14 protein-coding genes and 1 pseudogene are annotated in these 14,963 nt (G+C 71.6%); all 15 read right to left on the minus strand.

Features of this window, described 5'->3' with window-relative positions; translation table 11 throughout:
• Positions 1–141 precede the first annotated feature (141 nt).
• The 15 genes and pseudogenes from nrdE to atpA all read right to left on the minus strand — a co-directional run bounded on the left by nrdE (position 142) and on the right by atpA (position 14,917).
• Positions 142–2,262 carry a class 1b ribonucleoside-diphosphate reductase subunit alpha gene (gene nrdE, locus LGQ04_RS15970; protein WP_267495049.1) on the minus strand — a complete coding sequence of 707 codons (2,121 nt, stop codon included), beginning with the start codon at positions 2,260–2,262 and terminating at the stop codon, positions 142–144.
• A 50-nt stretch (positions 2,263–2,312) separates the two neighbouring features.
• Positions 2,313–2,744 carry a class Ib ribonucleoside-diphosphate reductase assembly flavoprotein NrdI gene (gene nrdI, locus LGQ04_RS15975; protein WP_229244958.1) on the minus strand — a complete coding sequence of 144 codons (432 nt, stop codon included), beginning with the start codon at positions 2,742–2,744 and terminating at the stop codon, positions 2,313–2,315.
• Positions 2,745–2,820: 76 nt separating this feature from the next.
• The gene (nrdH, locus tag LGQ04_RS15980; protein WP_229244959.1) at positions 2,821–3,066 is read right to left on the minus strand and encodes a glutaredoxin-like protein NrdH; all 246 of its coding nucleotides are present in this window, start codon (positions 3,064–3,066) and stop codon (positions 2,821–2,823) included.
• Between the two features lie 642 nt (positions 3,067–3,708).
• Positions 3,709–5,196, minus strand: a complete 1,488-nt coding sequence (locus LGQ04_RS15985) for a GH1 family beta-glucosidase (protein ID WP_308016423.1) — start codon at positions 5,194–5,196, stop codon at positions 3,709–3,711.
• A 112-nt stretch (positions 5,197–5,308) separates the two neighbouring features.
• Positions 5,309–6,610, minus strand: a complete 1,302-nt coding sequence (locus tag LGQ04_RS15990) for an N-acetylglucosamine-6-phosphate deacetylase (RefSeq protein ID WP_229244960.1) — start codon at positions 6,608–6,610, stop codon at positions 5,309–5,311.
• Positions 6,611–6,653: 43 nt separating this feature from the next.
• On the minus strand, positions 6,654–7,178 hold the full coding sequence (locus LGQ04_RS17925) for a DUF1990 domain-containing protein (RefSeq protein WP_267495050.1): 525 nt from the start codon (positions 7,176–7,178) through the stop codon (positions 6,654–6,656).
• Positions 7,175–7,366 (minus strand): YndJ family transporter, encoded by a 192-nt coding sequence (locus LGQ04_RS17930; protein ID WP_372470115.1) that lies wholly within the window; start codon positions 7,364–7,366, stop codon positions 7,175–7,177. The genes LGQ04_RS17925 and LGQ04_RS17930 overlap by 4 nt, the downstream gene beginning before the upstream one ends.
• A gap of 82 nt (positions 7,367–7,448) precedes the next feature.
• Positions 7,449–8,069, minus strand: a pseudogene (locus LGQ04_RS17935) (YndJ family transporter); the annotation flags it as partial.
• Complete coding sequence (locus LGQ04_RS16000) at positions 8,066–8,767, minus strand: TetR/AcrR family transcriptional regulator (protein WP_229245000.1); 702 nt, start codon at positions 8,765–8,767, stop codon at positions 8,066–8,068. The gene LGQ04_RS16000 and the pseudogene LGQ04_RS17935, both read right to left, overlap by 4 nt.
• A 391-nt stretch (positions 8,768–9,158) precedes the next feature.
• Positions 9,159–9,854, minus strand: a complete 696-nt coding sequence (gene nucS / locus LGQ04_RS16005) for an endonuclease NucS (RefSeq protein ID WP_229244962.1) — start codon at positions 9,852–9,854, stop codon at positions 9,159–9,161.
• Between the two features lie 86 nt (positions 9,855–9,940).
• The gene (locus LGQ04_RS16010) at positions 9,941–10,363 is read right to left on the minus strand and encodes a DUF2550 domain-containing protein (protein ID WP_229244963.1); all 423 of its coding nucleotides are present in this window, start codon (positions 10,361–10,363) and stop codon (positions 9,941–9,943) included.
• 19 nt (positions 10,364–10,382) lie between these two features.
• On the minus strand, positions 10,383–10,652 hold the full coding sequence (locus LGQ04_RS16015) for a F0F1 ATP synthase subunit epsilon (protein ID WP_229244964.1): 270 nt from the start codon (positions 10,650–10,652) through the stop codon (positions 10,383–10,385).
• Between the two features lie 155 nt (positions 10,653–10,807).
• Complete coding sequence (atpD, locus tag LGQ04_RS16020; RefSeq protein ID WP_229244965.1) at positions 10,808–12,289, minus strand: F0F1 ATP synthase subunit beta; 1,482 nt, start codon at positions 12,287–12,289, stop codon at positions 10,808–10,810.
• A gap of 97 nt (positions 12,290–12,386) precedes the next feature.
• Positions 12,387–13,283 (minus strand): F0F1 ATP synthase subunit gamma, encoded by an 897-nt coding sequence (locus LGQ04_RS16025; RefSeq protein WP_229244966.1) that lies wholly within the window; start codon positions 13,281–13,283, stop codon positions 12,387–12,389.
• Positions 13,284–13,285: 2 nt separating this feature from the next.
• Complete coding sequence (gene atpA, locus LGQ04_RS16030) at positions 13,286–14,917, minus strand: F0F1 ATP synthase subunit alpha (RefSeq protein ID WP_229244967.1); 1,632 nt, start codon at positions 14,915–14,917, stop codon at positions 13,286–13,288.
• Between the last annotated feature and the right edge of the window lie 46 nt (positions 14,918–14,963).

The raw sequence follows: 14,963 nt of genomic DNA on the forward strand, positions 1-14,963 counted from the left end.
CGACGAGCGGCCGGCGGGGAGGCGCGCGCGGGTCGTGGCGGGCCTGGCGGGAGCACCGCGAGGCACGAGCGGTGCGGATGGTGGACCCGCGCGCGTCTCCCCAGAGGTCGCGACGGCAACCCAGATGGTTGCCTCAGGCGACTACAGCATGCAGCTGACGCAACCCTCCACCTCGGTCCCCTCCAGCGCCATCTGGCGGAGACGGATGTAGTAGAGCGTCTTGATGCCCTTGCGCCACGCGTAGATCTGCGCGCGGTTGACGTCGCGCGTGGTGACCGTGTCCTTGAAGAACAGCGTGAGGCTCAGGCCCTGGTCGACGTGCTGCGTCGCGGCGGCGTAGGTGTCGATGATCTTCTCGTACCCGATCTCGTACGCGTCCTCGTAGTACTCGAGGTTGTCGTTCGTCAGGTACGGCGCCGGGTAGTAGACGCGACCGATCTTGCCTTCCTTGCGGATCTCGATCTTCGACGGCACCGGGTGGATCGAGGACGTCGAGTTGTTGATGTAGGAGATCGAGCCGGTCGGCGGGACGGCCTGGAGGTTCTGGTTGTAGATCCCGTGCTCCATGACGGAGGCCTTGAGGGACTTCCAGTCGTCCTGCGTGGGGATGTGCACGCCGGCGTCGGCGAAGAGCTGGCGCACGCGCTCGGTCTCGGGCTGCCACACCTGGTCCGTGTACTTGTCGAAGTACTCGCCGCTCGCGTACTTCGAGTCCTCGAACCCGCCGAACGCGCGCCCGCGCTCGATCGCGAGCCGGTTGGAGGCCGCGATCGCGTGGTAGGCGACGGTGTAGAAGTAGATGTTCGTGAAGTCGACGCCCTCGGTGGAGCCGTAGTGGATGCGCTCGCGGGCGAGGTAGCCGTGCAGGTTCATCTGGCCGAGACCGATCGCGTGCCCGGACTCGTTGGCCCGCTTGACCGACGGGACGGACTCGATGCTCGTCTGGTCCGAGACGGCGGTGAGCGCACGGATCGCGGTGTCGATGGTCTTCGCGAAGTCGGGCGAGTCCATCGTCTTCGCGATGTTCAGCGAGCCGAGGTTGCAGGAGATGTCGCGGCCGACGTGGTCGTACGAGAGGTCCTCGTTGAACGTCGACGGCGTGGAGACCTGGAGGATCTCGGAGCACAGGTTCGAGTGGGTGATGCGACCCTTGACCGGGTTGGCCCGGTTCACGGTGTCCTCGAACATGATGTACGGGTAGCCGGACTCGAACTGCAGCTCGGCGATGGTCTGGAAGAACTCGCGCGCCTTGATCTTCGTCTTGCGGATGCGGGAGTCGTCGACCATCTCGTCGTACTTCTCGCTGATGGAGACGTCGGCGAACGGCTTGCCGTAGACGCGCTCGACGTCGTACGGCGAGAAGAGGTACATGTCCTCGTTCTTCTTGGCGAGCTCGAACGTGATGTCCGGGATGACGACGCCGAGGGACAGCGTCTTGATGCGGATCTTCTCGTCGGCGTTCTCGCGCTTGGTGTCGAGGAAGCGCAGGATATCCGGGTGGTGCGCGTGCAGGTACACCGCACCGGCGCCCTGGCGCGCACCGAGCTGGTTGGCGTAGGAGAAGGAGTCCTCGAGGAGCTTCATCACGGGGATGACGCCCGACGACTGGTTCTCGATGTGCTTGATGGGCGCGCCGTGCTCGCGGATGTTGCTCAGCAGCAGGGCGACGCCGCCGCCGCGCTTGGAGAGCTGCAGCGCGGAGTTGATGCCGCGCGCGATGGACTCCATGTTGTCCTCGATGCGCAGCAGGAAGCAGGAGACGGGCTCGCCGCGCTGCGCCTTGCCGACGTTGAGGAACGTGGGCGTCGCCGGCTGGAAGCGGCCGGAGATGACCTCCTCGACGATGTCGAGCGCCTGCTGCTCGTCGCCGTCGGCGAGGCCGAGCGCGACCATACACACACGGTCCTCGAAGCGCTCCAGGTAGCGCTTGCCGTCGAACGTCTTCAGCGTGTACGACGTGTAGTACTTGAACGCGCCGAGGAACGTCTCGAACCGGAACTTCTTCGAGTACGCGAACTCGAAGAGCGACGTCACGAACGCGCGGTCGTACTTCGCGAGGACGGCCGGGTCGTAGTACTTGTGCTCGACGAGGTAGTCGAGCTTCTCCTGCAGGTCGTGGAAGAACACGGTGTTCTGGTTGACGTGCTGCAGGAAGTAGGCGCGCGCGGCCTCGCGGTCCTTGTCGAACTGGATCTCGCCGTTCGGACCGTAGAGGTTCAGCATCGCGTTGAGCGCGTGGTAGTCGAGCTGCGTGCCGCTCAGCGCGACCTGCTGGACCGCGGGCGCGCCGCCGTCCGCGACGGGGCCCGCGATCACGCCGGAATCTGTGACTGTCGTTGCCAAAATCGTCCCAATCCGTCGCGGACGCGCGCGGCGTCCTCGGCTGTTCCCAGGAGTTCGAAGGCGTACAGGTAGGGCACCTGGCACTTCGCGGAGATGATGTCGCCGGCGATGCAGTACGCCTCGCCGAAGTTGGTGTTGCCCGCCGCGATGACGCCGCGGATCAACGACCTGTTGTGCACGTCGTTGAGGAACTTCACGACCTGACGCGGGACGGCGCCGCCCTCGTTGCCGCCCCCGTAGGTGGGGACCATGAGCACGTACGGCTCGTCGACCCGCAGGAACCCGTCGGTGGGCCGCAGCGGGATGCGTCGTACGTCGATGCCCGACGCGGGGAGGTCGAGCCGCTGGACGAAGCGGTGCGTGTTCTCGCTGACGCTGGAGAAGTACACGAGCGACCCCACGGGGACGCACCTCCGTCCTGCTGAACCTGCGGTGCTGCCGACCGCCGCGGTCTGCTGACCGCCGCGTGCCCTGCCGTCAGGCGACGACCGGGGCGACCTTCTGCGCGAGCGCGTTGATCTGGTCGGGGCGGAAGCCCGACCAGTGCTCGTCGCCGGCCACGACGACCGGGGCCTGCAGGTAACCGAGCCCGCGCACCAGCTCGAGCGCCTCCGCGTCCTGGCTGATGTCCACCACCGTGTACTCGACGCCCTTCTTGTCGAGAGCGCGGTACGTCGCGTCGCACTGAACGCAAGCCGGCTTGCTGTAGACCGTGACGCTCATGGGGTGACTCCTCGTCTCTCGTCCGGAGGGTGGTCCTCGGGGAGGGAGAAGAGTCTCTGACCTCGAAGGACACCGGTGGAACTACGTCTGTGTGATTCCCGGGAAGGCCTTCGCCCCCTGGGTGTGCAACCACTATACCTAGGGGTTCGGACACCGCCACCCCACTAGATGTCGTGGTCCGAGTTCACCCGCTCGCGTGTGCTAGGAGGCACGGGACCATGTTCCCAGGGCCCTCTGACACCCCCGCCGGGCACCCTCCGTCCACCGTCCGTCCACCGCCGCGACACCGCCGGATCGGCACGGTGGCGCGGCCCACGCGCCGTCGTCCACAGGGTGGGGACGACGGCGCTCCACACCCTGTGCGCGCCCGTCCCGCACTCCCCCGGCACGTCCGCGGCCCCCGTGACCCCGCTCCGCGAACGGCACCAACCGGACACACCGCCGCGCCCCGCGCCCGCACACGTCCGGATCCTTCGGCGTGTCGCCCCGCGGCACCCGTCCGGGTCGACGGTGCGACGAACGTCACCAGGCCCCTCCTCGGCACTCCACGCGGGGTGTCGGGACACACGCGGGGCGCCGGCGGTCCGCGCATGGTTCACGCGTAGGCGCGACTCCCCCGGCGCGCCGGTGGAGGGTGCCGCGTCAGACGGTCTCGTCCACCCCGGGGAGGACGTTCGACGTCGCGAGCCGGCGGTACCAGTGCGCGGAGTCCTTCCAGGTGCGCTCGAGCGTGTCGTAGTCGACGCGGATGATGCCGAACCGGCGGTCGTACCCGTACCCCCACTCGAAGTTGTCGAGCAGCGACCAGGCGAAGTAGCCGCGCACGTCGGCGCCGGCGTCGATCGCGGCGCCGACGGCGTCGACGTGGTCGTGCAGGTAGGCGACGCGGCGGTCGTCGTGCACACGGGGCGTGCCGTCGTCGTCGTGCGTGACCTCGTCGGCGAACGCGGCGCCGTTCTCGGTGACCATCATCGGCTGGTCCGGGTAGGTCGCGGCGACTGACGTCAGGAGCTCGGTCATGCCGGCGGGCTCGATGTTCCAGCCCATCGCGGTGTACGGGCCGGGCTGCTGGACGAACTCGACGTCGGTGACGCCGATCCACGGGCTGTGGCTCGAGGCGCCGTGGCCGTCGTTCTCGGACCGTTCGCCCGTGCCGTCGTGGTGGCGCACACGGACGGTCGAGTAGTAGTTCACGCCGAGGATCGACAGCGGCTGACGGACGAGGTCGAGGTCGCCGTCGTGCACGAACGACCAGTCGCTCACGTGCGCGGTGTCCGCGAGGAGGTCGGCGGGGTACTCGCCGTCGAGGATCGGGCCGAGGAACGCGCGGTTGGCGAGCGCGTCGATCGTGCGGACGGCGTCGAGGTCGGCGTCGGACGCGGGGTCGTCGGGGCGGATGACGTGGAGGTTGAGCGTGACCGAGGTCGTCACGTCGTCGCCGAGCTCGTCGCGGATCGCCGCGACGGCGAGCCCGTGGGCGAGGTTGAGGTGGTGCACGGCCGCGAGCGCGGCGGCGGGCTCGGTGCGACCGGGGGCGTGCACGCCGGAGCCGTAGCCGAGGTAGGCGGAGCACCAGGGTTCGTTGAGCGTGGTCCAGGTGTCGACGCGGTCGCCGAGCTCGCGGGCCATGTGGCGGGCGTACTCGGCGAACGCGAGGGCGGTGTCGCGGTGGGCCCACCCGCCGGCGTCCTCGAGCTCCTGGGGGAGGTCCCAGTGGTAGAGCGTGACGACGGGCCGGACGCCCTTCTCGATCAGGGCGTCGACGAGCCGTGAGTAGAAGGCGACGCCCTCGGGGTTGAGGGGGCCGGTGCCGCCGGGCTGGACGCGCGACCAGGAGATGGAGAAGCGGTAGGCGCCGAGGCCGAGGTCGGCGATGTGCTGCACGTCCTCGGCCCACCGGTGGTAGTGGTCGTCGGCGACGTCGCCGGTGTCGCCGCCGAGGGTCTTGCCGGGGGTGTGGGAGAAGGTGTCCCAGATGGAGGGGGTGCGGCCGCCCTCGGCGGCGGCGCCCTCGATCTGGTAGGACGCGGTGGCGGAGCCCCACAGGAAGCCGGCGGGGAACGTCCGCCTGCCCGACGTCGCGGGGCCGGGTGCGGGCTCGGGTGCTCGGGGGGTGGTCTCGGTGGTCACGGGATCCTCGCTGATCGGTGTCGGCCTGCGGTCGGGCGAGCGCGGCGTGGTAGCGCTTCCACGCCGGGCGGTGCCAGGGTACCCCGGCACCGGACCGCCCGGCACCGGGAGGTCAGCCGCCCGAGACGAGCGTCCCCCCGCGCAGCACCCGGCGCACCCGGAGATCCGCGTCCGTGACCACGACGTCGGCACGACGGCCCGGCACGAGCCCGCCCACGTCGTCACGCCCCAGCACCCCCGCCGGGGTCCACGACGCAGCCCGGACCGCGTTGACGAGCGCGACGCCGGCTGCCACTGTCTCGCGCACCACGTCGAGCAGGTGGTACGTCCCGCCCGCGATGGACCCGCCCTCGGCGAGCCGCGCGACGCCGTCCGCGACGGTCACGCTCATCGGCCCGAGGTCGTAGCGGCCGTCCGGCATCCCCGCGGCAGCCATCGCGTCGGTGACCAGGGCGACGGCGTCCGGCCCGGCGACCGCGCCGTCGGTGACGTGCGCCCCGACGAGCTCCACGACGCTGCGGGTCGTCCCGTGGGCGAGGTGCGTCCCGTCCGCGACGAGCTCGACCACCATCTCGCCGCGCGCGGCCGCCGCGAGGCACGCGGCGATCGGGCCGGGCTCACGGTGGTGCAGCGGGCGCATCCCGTTGAACAGGTGCGTCGCGGTCAGGCGCACGCTGTCGCGCCCGGCGGCCGCGAGCGCGGCGACGCCGGCGGCGATCGCCTCCTCGGTCTGTTCGGTGCTCGCGTCCGTGTGCCCGATGGACGGCAGCGCGCCGACCTCGACGAGCGTCTCGATCACGCCGCCCGGCCCGACGACGCCCGGCACCTCCGGCGCGACCGTCATCGTCCGCAGGTGCCCCCGGGCGGCGGCCGCGATCTCCCGCACGAGCGCGGGGTCGCCGTCGAGCATGTCGTGCGGGTTCTGCGCACCGCACCGCACCTCGGACAGGAACGGGCCCTCGAGGTGGATCCCGGCGAGCTCTCCGGCGTCCGCGAGGTCGGCGAGCGTCGCGACCCGTGCGAGGAGGACGTCGCGCGGTGCCGTCACGAGGGACGCGACGAGGCTCGTCGTGCCGTGCCGCAGGTGCTCGCGTGCCGCGACCCGCGCGTCGTCGGCGCTCGTCGCGTCGGGGAAGCTCGCGCCGCCGCCGCCGTGGTCGTGCACGTCGACGAGGCCGGGCAGGATCGTGGAGCCGTCGGTGGTGCCGGGGTCGTCGAACCCGGCGGCTGCGAGCTCCGCCCGCGGCCCGACCCAGGCGATCCGCTCCCCCGCGACGACCACGGCCCCGTCCTCGACGACGCCCGTGGGGGTCACCACCCGGCCCGTGAGGACGGTCGCCGACGGTGCAGCGCCTCCCCCGGCCCGCTCCGCGGTCTGCTCGTCGGGACGGTGCGCTCGCTGCTCGTCGGCCATGCCCTCATTGTGGCGCACTTCGTACGCCCGGCGCACAAATCCGTCAGGGTCCGGTCGTCGCGCGCAGGACGCGTGCGGCGCCCCGCGCGAGGTGCCGGGCGAACGCCCGCTGGACCAGGGGCAGCACCGGCGCGACCGGCCGCAACCACCACAGCGCCGGACGGCTGAAGAGCTCGACGCGCCACCACAGGTCGCCCGCCGCGTCGCGCTCGACGGCGAACATCTCCTCTCCGACGAACGCGTGGCCGGGCAGCGTGCCGTACCCGAACGCGACGCGCTCCTCGCTCCGCTCGACCCACACGACCTCGCAGCACTCGCGCAGGTGGAGCGGGCCGACGCCGAGCAGCGTCGTGACCCGCACGCCGGGCGCCGCCTCCGGCGCGTCGGTCTCGACCCGCAGCCGGGCCGCCGCGTGGACCTGCCACCGCAGGAGCGCGTCGCCGAGGCGGTCGAGGTCTTGGGGCGGGTGCGCGTGCCGCGACAGCCGGACCTGCACGCGCACGTGCCGGTAGCCGTCCGGGCGCGCACCCGTGCGGGTCGCCCCCACCTCGGGGTAGGTGAACGTCATGCGGCGCTCCTCGTGCGCTCGGGCCGGCGTCCGCCGGCGGTCGTGGCCCGGAGCAGGCGGAGCCCCAGGACGGTGCAGAGCACGAACCCGACGGCGTTCGCCAGCCCGTGCGTGGCGGCCATGACACCGAGTCCCGGGTGCGGCACCGCGAAGGCCTCGCCCACCGCCCACCACACGGCGAGCAGCATCGAGACGGCGACCGTGGCGCCCCCCGTCCCGAGCAGGACCCGCGCGACCGCCCCCCCGCCCGGGAGGCGCGACGAGGGCGCGCGTCGTCGCGGCCGCCGTCGACCACAGCGCCGTGGTGAGCACCAGGGCGCCGACGAGCTCGGCGACGTCGCCCAGGAAGTACCCGACGAGCACGAGGAGGGTGCCCACCGGGACTCCCCACGCTCCCGCGCGCGCGAGCTGGTCGTCGGGCGCGAGGCGCGCCACGGTCCCCGCGACCAGCGCGGCACCGAAGCCCGCGTAGAGCATGTGCGGCACGGTGAGGGCGAGATACGTGCCGGAGAACCCGAGGAGCCCCCACCCCGCGCGCTCGGCGACGAGGGCGCACGCCCCCACCGCGGGCGTCCCGAGGGCGACGACCGTCGCGAGCACCTGAGCGGCCTCCGCATCCCGGCGCCCGCCGTGCAGCGCGGCCCAGCCCGTGCGGACGGCGGCGCCGAGCAGCACGAGCGTCGCCGCGGCGAAGACGGTCGCGCACGCGGTGGCGGGAGCACCGCGCGGCAGCATGAGGCTCGTCGCGCCCACAAGCCCCGCGAGCGGCCACAGCGGGTTCAACGGCGCGGGCACGGTCGGGCTGCCCAGGAGCCGCAGACCGAGCGGGAGCACCACGACCATCCCGAGCGCCACGAGGGCCGTGACGAGCGCGGCCGCCCCCGGGCTCACCGCTCCCCCTCGCCGTCGGGCGCCGCGTCGGGCCCCGGGCGGACGGCCCGCAGGAGCCGCAGCGCGTCGTCGACCACCCCGCGAGCCACCGGGAGGCGGGACAGCCGGACCACGCTCCCGACGAGCGCCGCGCCGCCCGAGACCAGCCGCCGCGTCCGCGCGAACCCCGCGGACGTGTCGTGCACCCAGAACAGCGTCACGCCGAGCTGCCCCAGCCACAGCAGCTCCGGCAGCTCGGCGCGCAGCCGCGCCGGCACCGCGGGCTCCGCCCCGGCGACGACCTCCTCGAAGAGCGCGCGCGACCGGTGCCGCGCGGGCGCCGACACCGCCGAGAACGGGCTGGCGTCCGACCCCGGCCGGATCGCGACGGACACGAACTCCGCCCCGAACGCGTGGAACGGGGCGAACGCGTCCACCGACGCACCCCAGACGCCGCGCACCCGCTCCGCGAGCGTCCCGCCCGCCGACAGCAGCGGCTCGGCGAGCGCCGCGTGCTCGTCCTGGACCTCGAGGTAGAGCTCCTGCACGAGCGCGTCCTTCGACGGGAAGTGGTAGTACGCGTTGCCCGTGCTCACCCCCGCCTCCGCCGCGATCGCCCGCATCGTCGTCCGCTCGTAGCCGACGTCGCGCAGCATCCGGATCGCGACGTCCCGCACCAGCGCCCGCGTCCGCTCGGACTTCGGCGTCGCCCCGCTCATCGCGCGCACGCCCCGACGGCATATCTGAACATGTTCAAAAACTACCACGGCCGTTCTGCTCCCGATCCGATCGACCCGTGCGGGCAGACGTGGGAGACCCGTGGGGCCGGCGCCGGACGGGCGAACCGCAAGGCTGGAGGACCGCAAGGCTGGACGACCGCAAGACTGAACGACCGCAAGACTGAACGACCGAGTGGGTGGACGACCGAGTGGGTGGACGACCGAGTGGGTGGACGGGACGGGTTCTGGCGGGTCGTGGCGGGTCTGGCGGGAGGACCCGAGGAACGAGGGTCCGGATGGTAGACCCGCCAGGACCCGTCCCGTCCACCCACGCACCCGAAGCCCACGCACCCGAAGCCCACGCGCCCCCGGCCCAGGCTCAGGCTCAGGCTCAGAAGAGCCGCGACTCCACGTCGTCGACGCCCCGCATCGCGTCGTAGTCGAGGACGAGGCAGCCGATCCCCCGGTCGGTCGCGAGCACGCGCGCCTGGGGCTTGATCTCCTGCGCGGCGAAGACGCCCCGCACGGGCGCGAGGAGCGGGTCGCGGTTGAGCAGGTCGAGGTACCGGGTGAGCTGCTCCACGCCGTCGATGTCCCCGCGGCGCTTGATCTCGACGGCGACGGTGGCGCCGGTCGGGTCCTTCGCGAGGATGTCGACGGGGCCGATCGCGGTGGGGTACTCGCGGCGGACGAGGGTGTGACCCGTGCCGAGGAGGTCGATCTGCGCGGCGAGCATCTCCTGCAGGTGCGCCTCGACGCCGTCCTTGACGAGGCCGGGGTCGACGCCGAGGTCGTGGGAGCTGTCGTGCAGCACCTCGTGCAGCTCGATCTCGAGGCGGTCGTCGCTCTTGGCGTGCTGGACCGCCCACACCTCGGTCACGCCGCGTGTCACCGCGTCGTCCGACGGCGCGCGCACCGCGAGCGTGCACGGCGGGCTCATCCAGTTGAGCGGCTTGTAGGAGCCGCCGTCGGAGTGCAGGAGCACGCTGCCGTCGGCCTTGACGAGCAGCACGCGGGTCGCGAGCGGCAGGTGTGCGGAGAGCCTGCCCGTGTAGCGGGCGGAGCAGCGGGCGACGACGAGGCGCATGGAGCGGCGTGTCCTCCTGGTCGAGGTGACCGCCGAGGGCGGTCGGGCGAGAGGGTGACGGGACGGGCGTGCCGCGACCGTTCCGCTCAGACGACGACGTCGCGCCGGCCGGGCGGCGCGGCCTCCAGCCAAGAGGCGAGGCCTTCGTACGCGGGCCGCGTCATGGTGAGCTCGAAGTCCTGGCCGTCGTAGCGACAGCGGACGAGGTAGGAGTCCGGGCGGGCGTCCGGGCCGGTGAACGGCTCCCGGCCGAGAAGCTGCAGGTCGTACCGGGACCAGATGCGCGCGGGGCGCCACGCGAGCGACCACGACCGCCACCAGTCGATCCGCCCCACGCCGTAGTGGGCGATCCCGGACGTCCAGGCAGCACCCTCGACGCCCGCGGGACGTACGCCGCACTCGAACGACCCGACGCGGTGGGCCAGCGCACGCAGGCGGAACGCCCCCAGCCCGACCACGACGACCGCTGCGAGCAGCAGGCCGATCGCGATCCAGACGGGGGGCGTCATCGGTGGCCGGTCCCGGTGCTCAGCGAGCGGACTCGGACTCGACCGAGTCCGCGACGATCGTGACCTGGTTGGCGTCCACCGAGAGGAACCCGCCGGAGATCCGCACCTCCAGCGGCGTGCCCTGGGTGGCCTTGATCCGGACCGACCCCTCGCGCAGCACCGACAGCAGGGGCGAGTGGTCCGCGAGGATGCCGATCTCGCCGTCGGCGGCCGGGGCGCTCACCATCTGCGCCTCGCCCGACCAGATCTTGCGGTCCGCCGAGACGAGGTCGACGTTCAGCTGTGCCACTGCAACTCCTTCATCCCCGGCACGGTGTCCGGATCAGGTCCGACCCGCCGCACGGGACGGACCCGTACGACGGTGCTCCGCGGCCGAAGGGACGGACCGCGGGCGATGACGGTCGCGGGGGCGGGCGGTCGCCCGCCCACCCCCGCGGCGTCGGATCAGGCCCCGTACTCCTTCTGGATGCGGGCCCAGTTGCGCTCGAGGTCCTCGAGGCCGCCGATGTTGAAGAACGCCTGCTCGGCGATGTGGTCGAACTCGCCGTCCGCGATCTTCTTGAACGCCTCGATGGTCTCGCTCAGCGGCACCGTCGAGCCGACGACGCCGGTGAACTTCTCTGCCATGTAGGTGTTCTGGGAGAGGAACTGCTGGATGCGGCGCGCACGCGCGACGACCGTCTTGTCCTCCTCCGAGAGCTCGTCCACACCGAGGATCGCGATGATGTCCTGCAGCTCCTTGTTGCGCTGCAGGATCGACTTCACGCGCGTGGCGACGTCGTAGTGCTCCTGGCCCACGTAGCGCGGGTCGAGGATGCGCGACGTCGACGCGAGCGGGTCGATCGCGGGGTACAGACCGCGCGACGCGATCTCGCGGGAGAGCTCGGTCGTCGCGTCGAGGTGCGCGAACGTCGTCGCCGGGGCGGGGTCGGTGTAGTCGTCCGCGGGGACGTAGATCGCCTGGAGCGAGGTGATCGAGTGACCACGCGTCGAGGTGATGCGCTCCTGGAGGAGACCCATCTCGTCGGCGAGGTTCGGCTGGTAGCCCACCGCGGAGGGCATGCGGCCGAGCAGCGTCGACACCTCGGAACCCGCCTGCGTGAAGCGGAAGATGTTGTCGATGAACAGGAGCACGTCCTGCTTCTTCACGTCACGGAAGTACTCCGCCATCGTCAGCGCGGAGAGCGCGACGCGAAGACGCGTGCCCGGCGGCTCGTCCATCTGGCCGAAGACGAGTGCCGTCTTGTCGAAGACGCCCGCCTCCTCCATCTCGACGATGAGGTCGTTGCCCTCACGCGTGCGCTCGCCGACGCCGGCGAACACGGACACACCGCCGTGGTCCTGCGCGACGCGCTGGATCATCTCCTGGATGAGGACCGTCTTGCCGACGCCCGCACCACCGAAGAGGCCGATCTTCCCACCCTGCACGTACGGGGTGAGGAGGTCGATCGACTTGATGCCCGTCTCGAACATCGTGGTCTTCGACTCGAGCTGGTCGAACGCCGGGGGCTTGCGGTGGATGGGCCACCGCTCGGTGATCTCGACCTTCTCGCCCGGCTCCGCGTTGAGCACGTCACCGGTCACGTTGAACACGCGCCCCTTGGTGACGTCGCCCACGGGAACGCTGATCGGCGCGCCCGTGTCGGTGACCTGGGCGCCGCGGACGAGACCGTCCGTCGGCTTGAGCGCGATGGCGCGCACGAGCGAGTCGCCGAGGTGCTGGGCGACCTCGAGCATGAGCGTGAAGCTCTGCTCGCCCTCGCCCTGCGACGACAGGTCGATGTCGACCTGGAGCGCGTTGTAGATGTCGGGGATCGCGTCCGCCGGGAACTCGATGTCCACGACGGGGCCGATCACACGCGCGACACGGCCCACGCCGGGACCGCTGGAGTGCTCGACCTGGGCTTCCACGGTGGTGGCGGTCATTGCTGGCCTCGCTTCGCAGTGCCGGGACGGTCCCCGGCGGTTTCGGTCAGGATGTCGGTGGTGGCGGGCACGCCGGCCGTGGCCACCCGGTGGCGCGTCATGACGCCGCCAGCGCGTCGGCACCCGAGACGATCTCGCTGATCTCCTGGGTGATGTCCGCCTGGCGGGCCTGGTTCGCCAACCGCGTGTAGGTGCGGATGAGGTCCTCCGCGTTGTCGGTGGCCGTGTGCATCGCGCGCTGGCGCGCCGCCAGCTCGGACGCCGCCGCCTCGAGGAGGCAGCTGAAGATGCGGCTGCGCACGTAGCGCGGCAGCAGGGCGTCGAGCACCGCCTCGGGCGACGGCTCGAAGTCGTACAGCGGGAGCACGTCGTGCTTGCCCGCGGGGGCGACGCCCTCGACGACCTCGAGCGGGAGCATCCGCACGACGCGAGGACGCTGCGTCACCATGTTGACGAACTGCGTGTACACGATGTGCAGCTCGCTCACGCCGCCCTCGGCGGCCGGCGCGAGGAACGCCTGGAGGAGCGTGTCCGCGATCTCGCCGGCGACCTCGGCGTTCGGGGCGTCCGACCCGTACGACCACGTCCCGGCGAGCTCGCGCTCACGGAACGTGTAGTACGAGATCGCACGTCGGCCCGAGGCGTAGAGCACGACCTCCTTGCCTTCCGCCGTGAGCCGCTCCACGAGACGCTCGGTCTCGCGGAGGATCGAGGCGGAGTAGGAGCCGGCCATGCCGCGGTCCGAGGCGACGACGAGCACCGCGACACGGTTGGTGTCGGTGCGCTCGCTCGTCAGCGGGTGCTGGGTCGCGGTGTGCGTCGCGACCGCCGACACGGCACGCGTGATCGCCCGCGAGTACGGCGTCGCCGCCGCCGTGCGTGCGCGTGCCTTGCCGATGCGCGACGCAGCGATGAGCTCCTGCGCGCGGAACATCTTCTTCAGGGACTGCGTCGACTTGATCCGCTGCTTGTAGACGCGCTGGGATCCGGCCATGCTCAGCCCTTCTTCTGACGGACGATCTGCTCCTGCTCGACGTCCACGCCCTCGTCCTCGACCTCGTCGCCGCCCACGAGCGGCGAGCCGTCTCCCTTGAGGAAGCCCTCACGGAAGGCGTCGACCGCCGAGGCGAGCTGCGACTCCGTGTCCTCGGCGAGCTTGCCGGTGTCGGCGATCGTCGAGAGCACGTCGGTGTTGCGGCGCAGGTGGTCGAGGAGCTCGGACTCGAAGCGGCGCACGTCGTCGACGGGGACGTCGTCGAGCTTGCCCTTCGTGCCGGCCCAGATGGACGCGACCTGCTCCTCGACGGGGTACGGCGAGTACTGGCCCTGCTTGAGCAGCTCCATGAGCACCGCACCGCGGGCGAGCTGGCCGCGCGACGCCGCGTCGAGGTCGGACGCGAACATCGCGAACGCCTCGAGCGAGCGGTACTGCGCGAGCTCGAGCTTCAGCGTGCCGGAGACCTGCTTCATGGCCTTGACCTGTGCGGCACCACCGACGCGGGACACCGAGATGCCGACGTCGACGGCGGGGCGCTGGTCGGCGTTGAAGAGGTCCGACTGGAGGAAGATCTGGCCGTCGGTGATGGAGATGACGTTCGTCGGGATGTACGCCGACACGTCGTTCGCCTTCGTCTCGATGACGGGCAGGCCCGTCATCGAGCCCGCGCCCAGCTCGTCGGAGAGCTTCGCGCAACGCTCGAGCAGACGGGAGTGCAGGTAGAAGACGTCGCCCGGGTACGCCTCGCGGCCCGGCGGGCGGCGCAGCAGCAGCGACACGGCACGGTAGGCCTCGGCCTGCTTCGACAGGTCGTCGAACACGATGAGGACGTGCTTGCCGGAGTACATCCAGTGCTGGCCGATGGCCGAGCCGGTGTACGGCGCGAGGTACTTGAAGCCGGCGGGGTCGGAGGCCGGGGCCGCGACGATCGTCGTGTACTCGAGCGCGCCGGCCTCCTCGAGGGCGCCGCGCACCGAGGCGATGGTCGAGCCCTTCTGGCCGACGGCGACGTAGATGCAGCGGACCTGCTTCTCCGGGTCGCCCGACTCCCAGTTGGCCTTCTGGTTGATGATCGTGTCGATCGCGATCGCCGTCTTGCCCGTCTGGCGGTCGCCGATGATCAGCTGGCGCTGACCACGGCCGATCGGGATCATCGAGTCGATCGCCTTGAGGCCGGTCTGCAGCGGCTCGTGGACCGACTTGCGGGCCATGACGCCGGGGGCCTGGAGCTCCAGGGCGCGGCGGTCCTCGGTCGCGATCTCGCCGAGACCGTCGATCGGGTTGCCGAGCGGGTCGACGACGCGCCCGAGGTAGCCCTCCCCGACGGGGACGGACAGGACCTCACCGGTGCGGCGGACCTCCTGGCCCTCCTCGATGCCGGTGAACTCGCCGAGGACGACGACACCGATCTCGCGGACGTCGAGGTTGAGGGCGAGACCCAGGGTCCCGTCCTCGAAGCGCAGCAGCTCGTTGGCCATCGCGCCGGGCAGACCCTCGACGTTCGCGATGCCGTCGGCGGCCAGGGTGACCCGGCCCACCTCCTCGGACACGGCGCCCTCGGGCTCGTAGGACTTCACGAAGCTGTCCAGAGCGGCCCGGATCTCCTCCGGCCGGATCGTCAGCTCAGCCATTGCTCTTCTCCTGTCGTGGCCGCACCTCGTGGTTCGGGTGCGGTCG

Source organism: Cellulosimicrobium marinum (assembly GCF_020551945.1).
Taxonomy (GTDB): domain Bacteria; phylum Actinomycetota; class Actinomycetes; order Actinomycetales; family Cellulomonadaceae; genus Cellulosimicrobium; species Cellulosimicrobium marinum.

Bases quoted from the DNA above. Each gene is read 5' to 3' on its own strand.
- nrdH (WP_229244959.1), bottom strand. From the start codon at position 3,066: ATGAGCGTCACGGTCTACAGCAAGCCGGCTTGCGTTCAGTGCGACGCG.
- LGQ04_RS15990 (WP_229244960.1), bottom strand. From the start codon at position 6,610: ATGGCCGACGAGCAGCGAGCGCACCGTCCCGACGAGCAGACCGCGGAG.
- LGQ04_RS17925 (WP_267495050.1), bottom strand. From the start codon at position 7,178: ATGACGTTCACCTACCCCGAGGTGGGGGCGACCCGCACGGGTGCGCGC.
- LGQ04_RS17930 (WP_372470115.1), bottom strand. From the start codon at position 7,366: ATGCTGCTCGCCGTGTGGTGGGCGGTGGGCGAGGCCTTCGCGGTGCCG.
- LGQ04_RS16000 (WP_229245000.1), bottom strand. From the start codon at position 8,767: ATGAGCGGGGCGACGCCGAAGTCCGAGCGGACGCGGGCGCTGGTGCGG.
- nucS (WP_229244962.1), bottom strand. From the start codon at position 9,854: ATGCGCCTCGTCGTCGCCCGCTGCTCCGCCCGCTACACGGGCAGGCTC.
- LGQ04_RS16010 (WP_229244963.1), bottom strand. From the start codon at position 10,363: ATGACGCCCCCCGTCTGGATCGCGATCGGCCTGCTGCTCGCAGCGGTC.
- atpD (WP_229244965.1), bottom strand. From the start codon at position 12,289: ATGACCGCCACCACCGTGGAAGCCCAGGTCGAGCACTCCAGCGGTCCC.
- LGQ04_RS16025 (WP_229244966.1), bottom strand. From the start codon at position 13,283: ATGGCCGGATCCCAGCGCGTCTACAAGCAGCGGATCAAGTCGACGCAG.
- atpA (WP_229244967.1), bottom strand. From the start codon at position 14,917: ATGGCTGAGCTGACGATCCGGCCGGAGGAGATCCGGGCCGCTCTGGAC.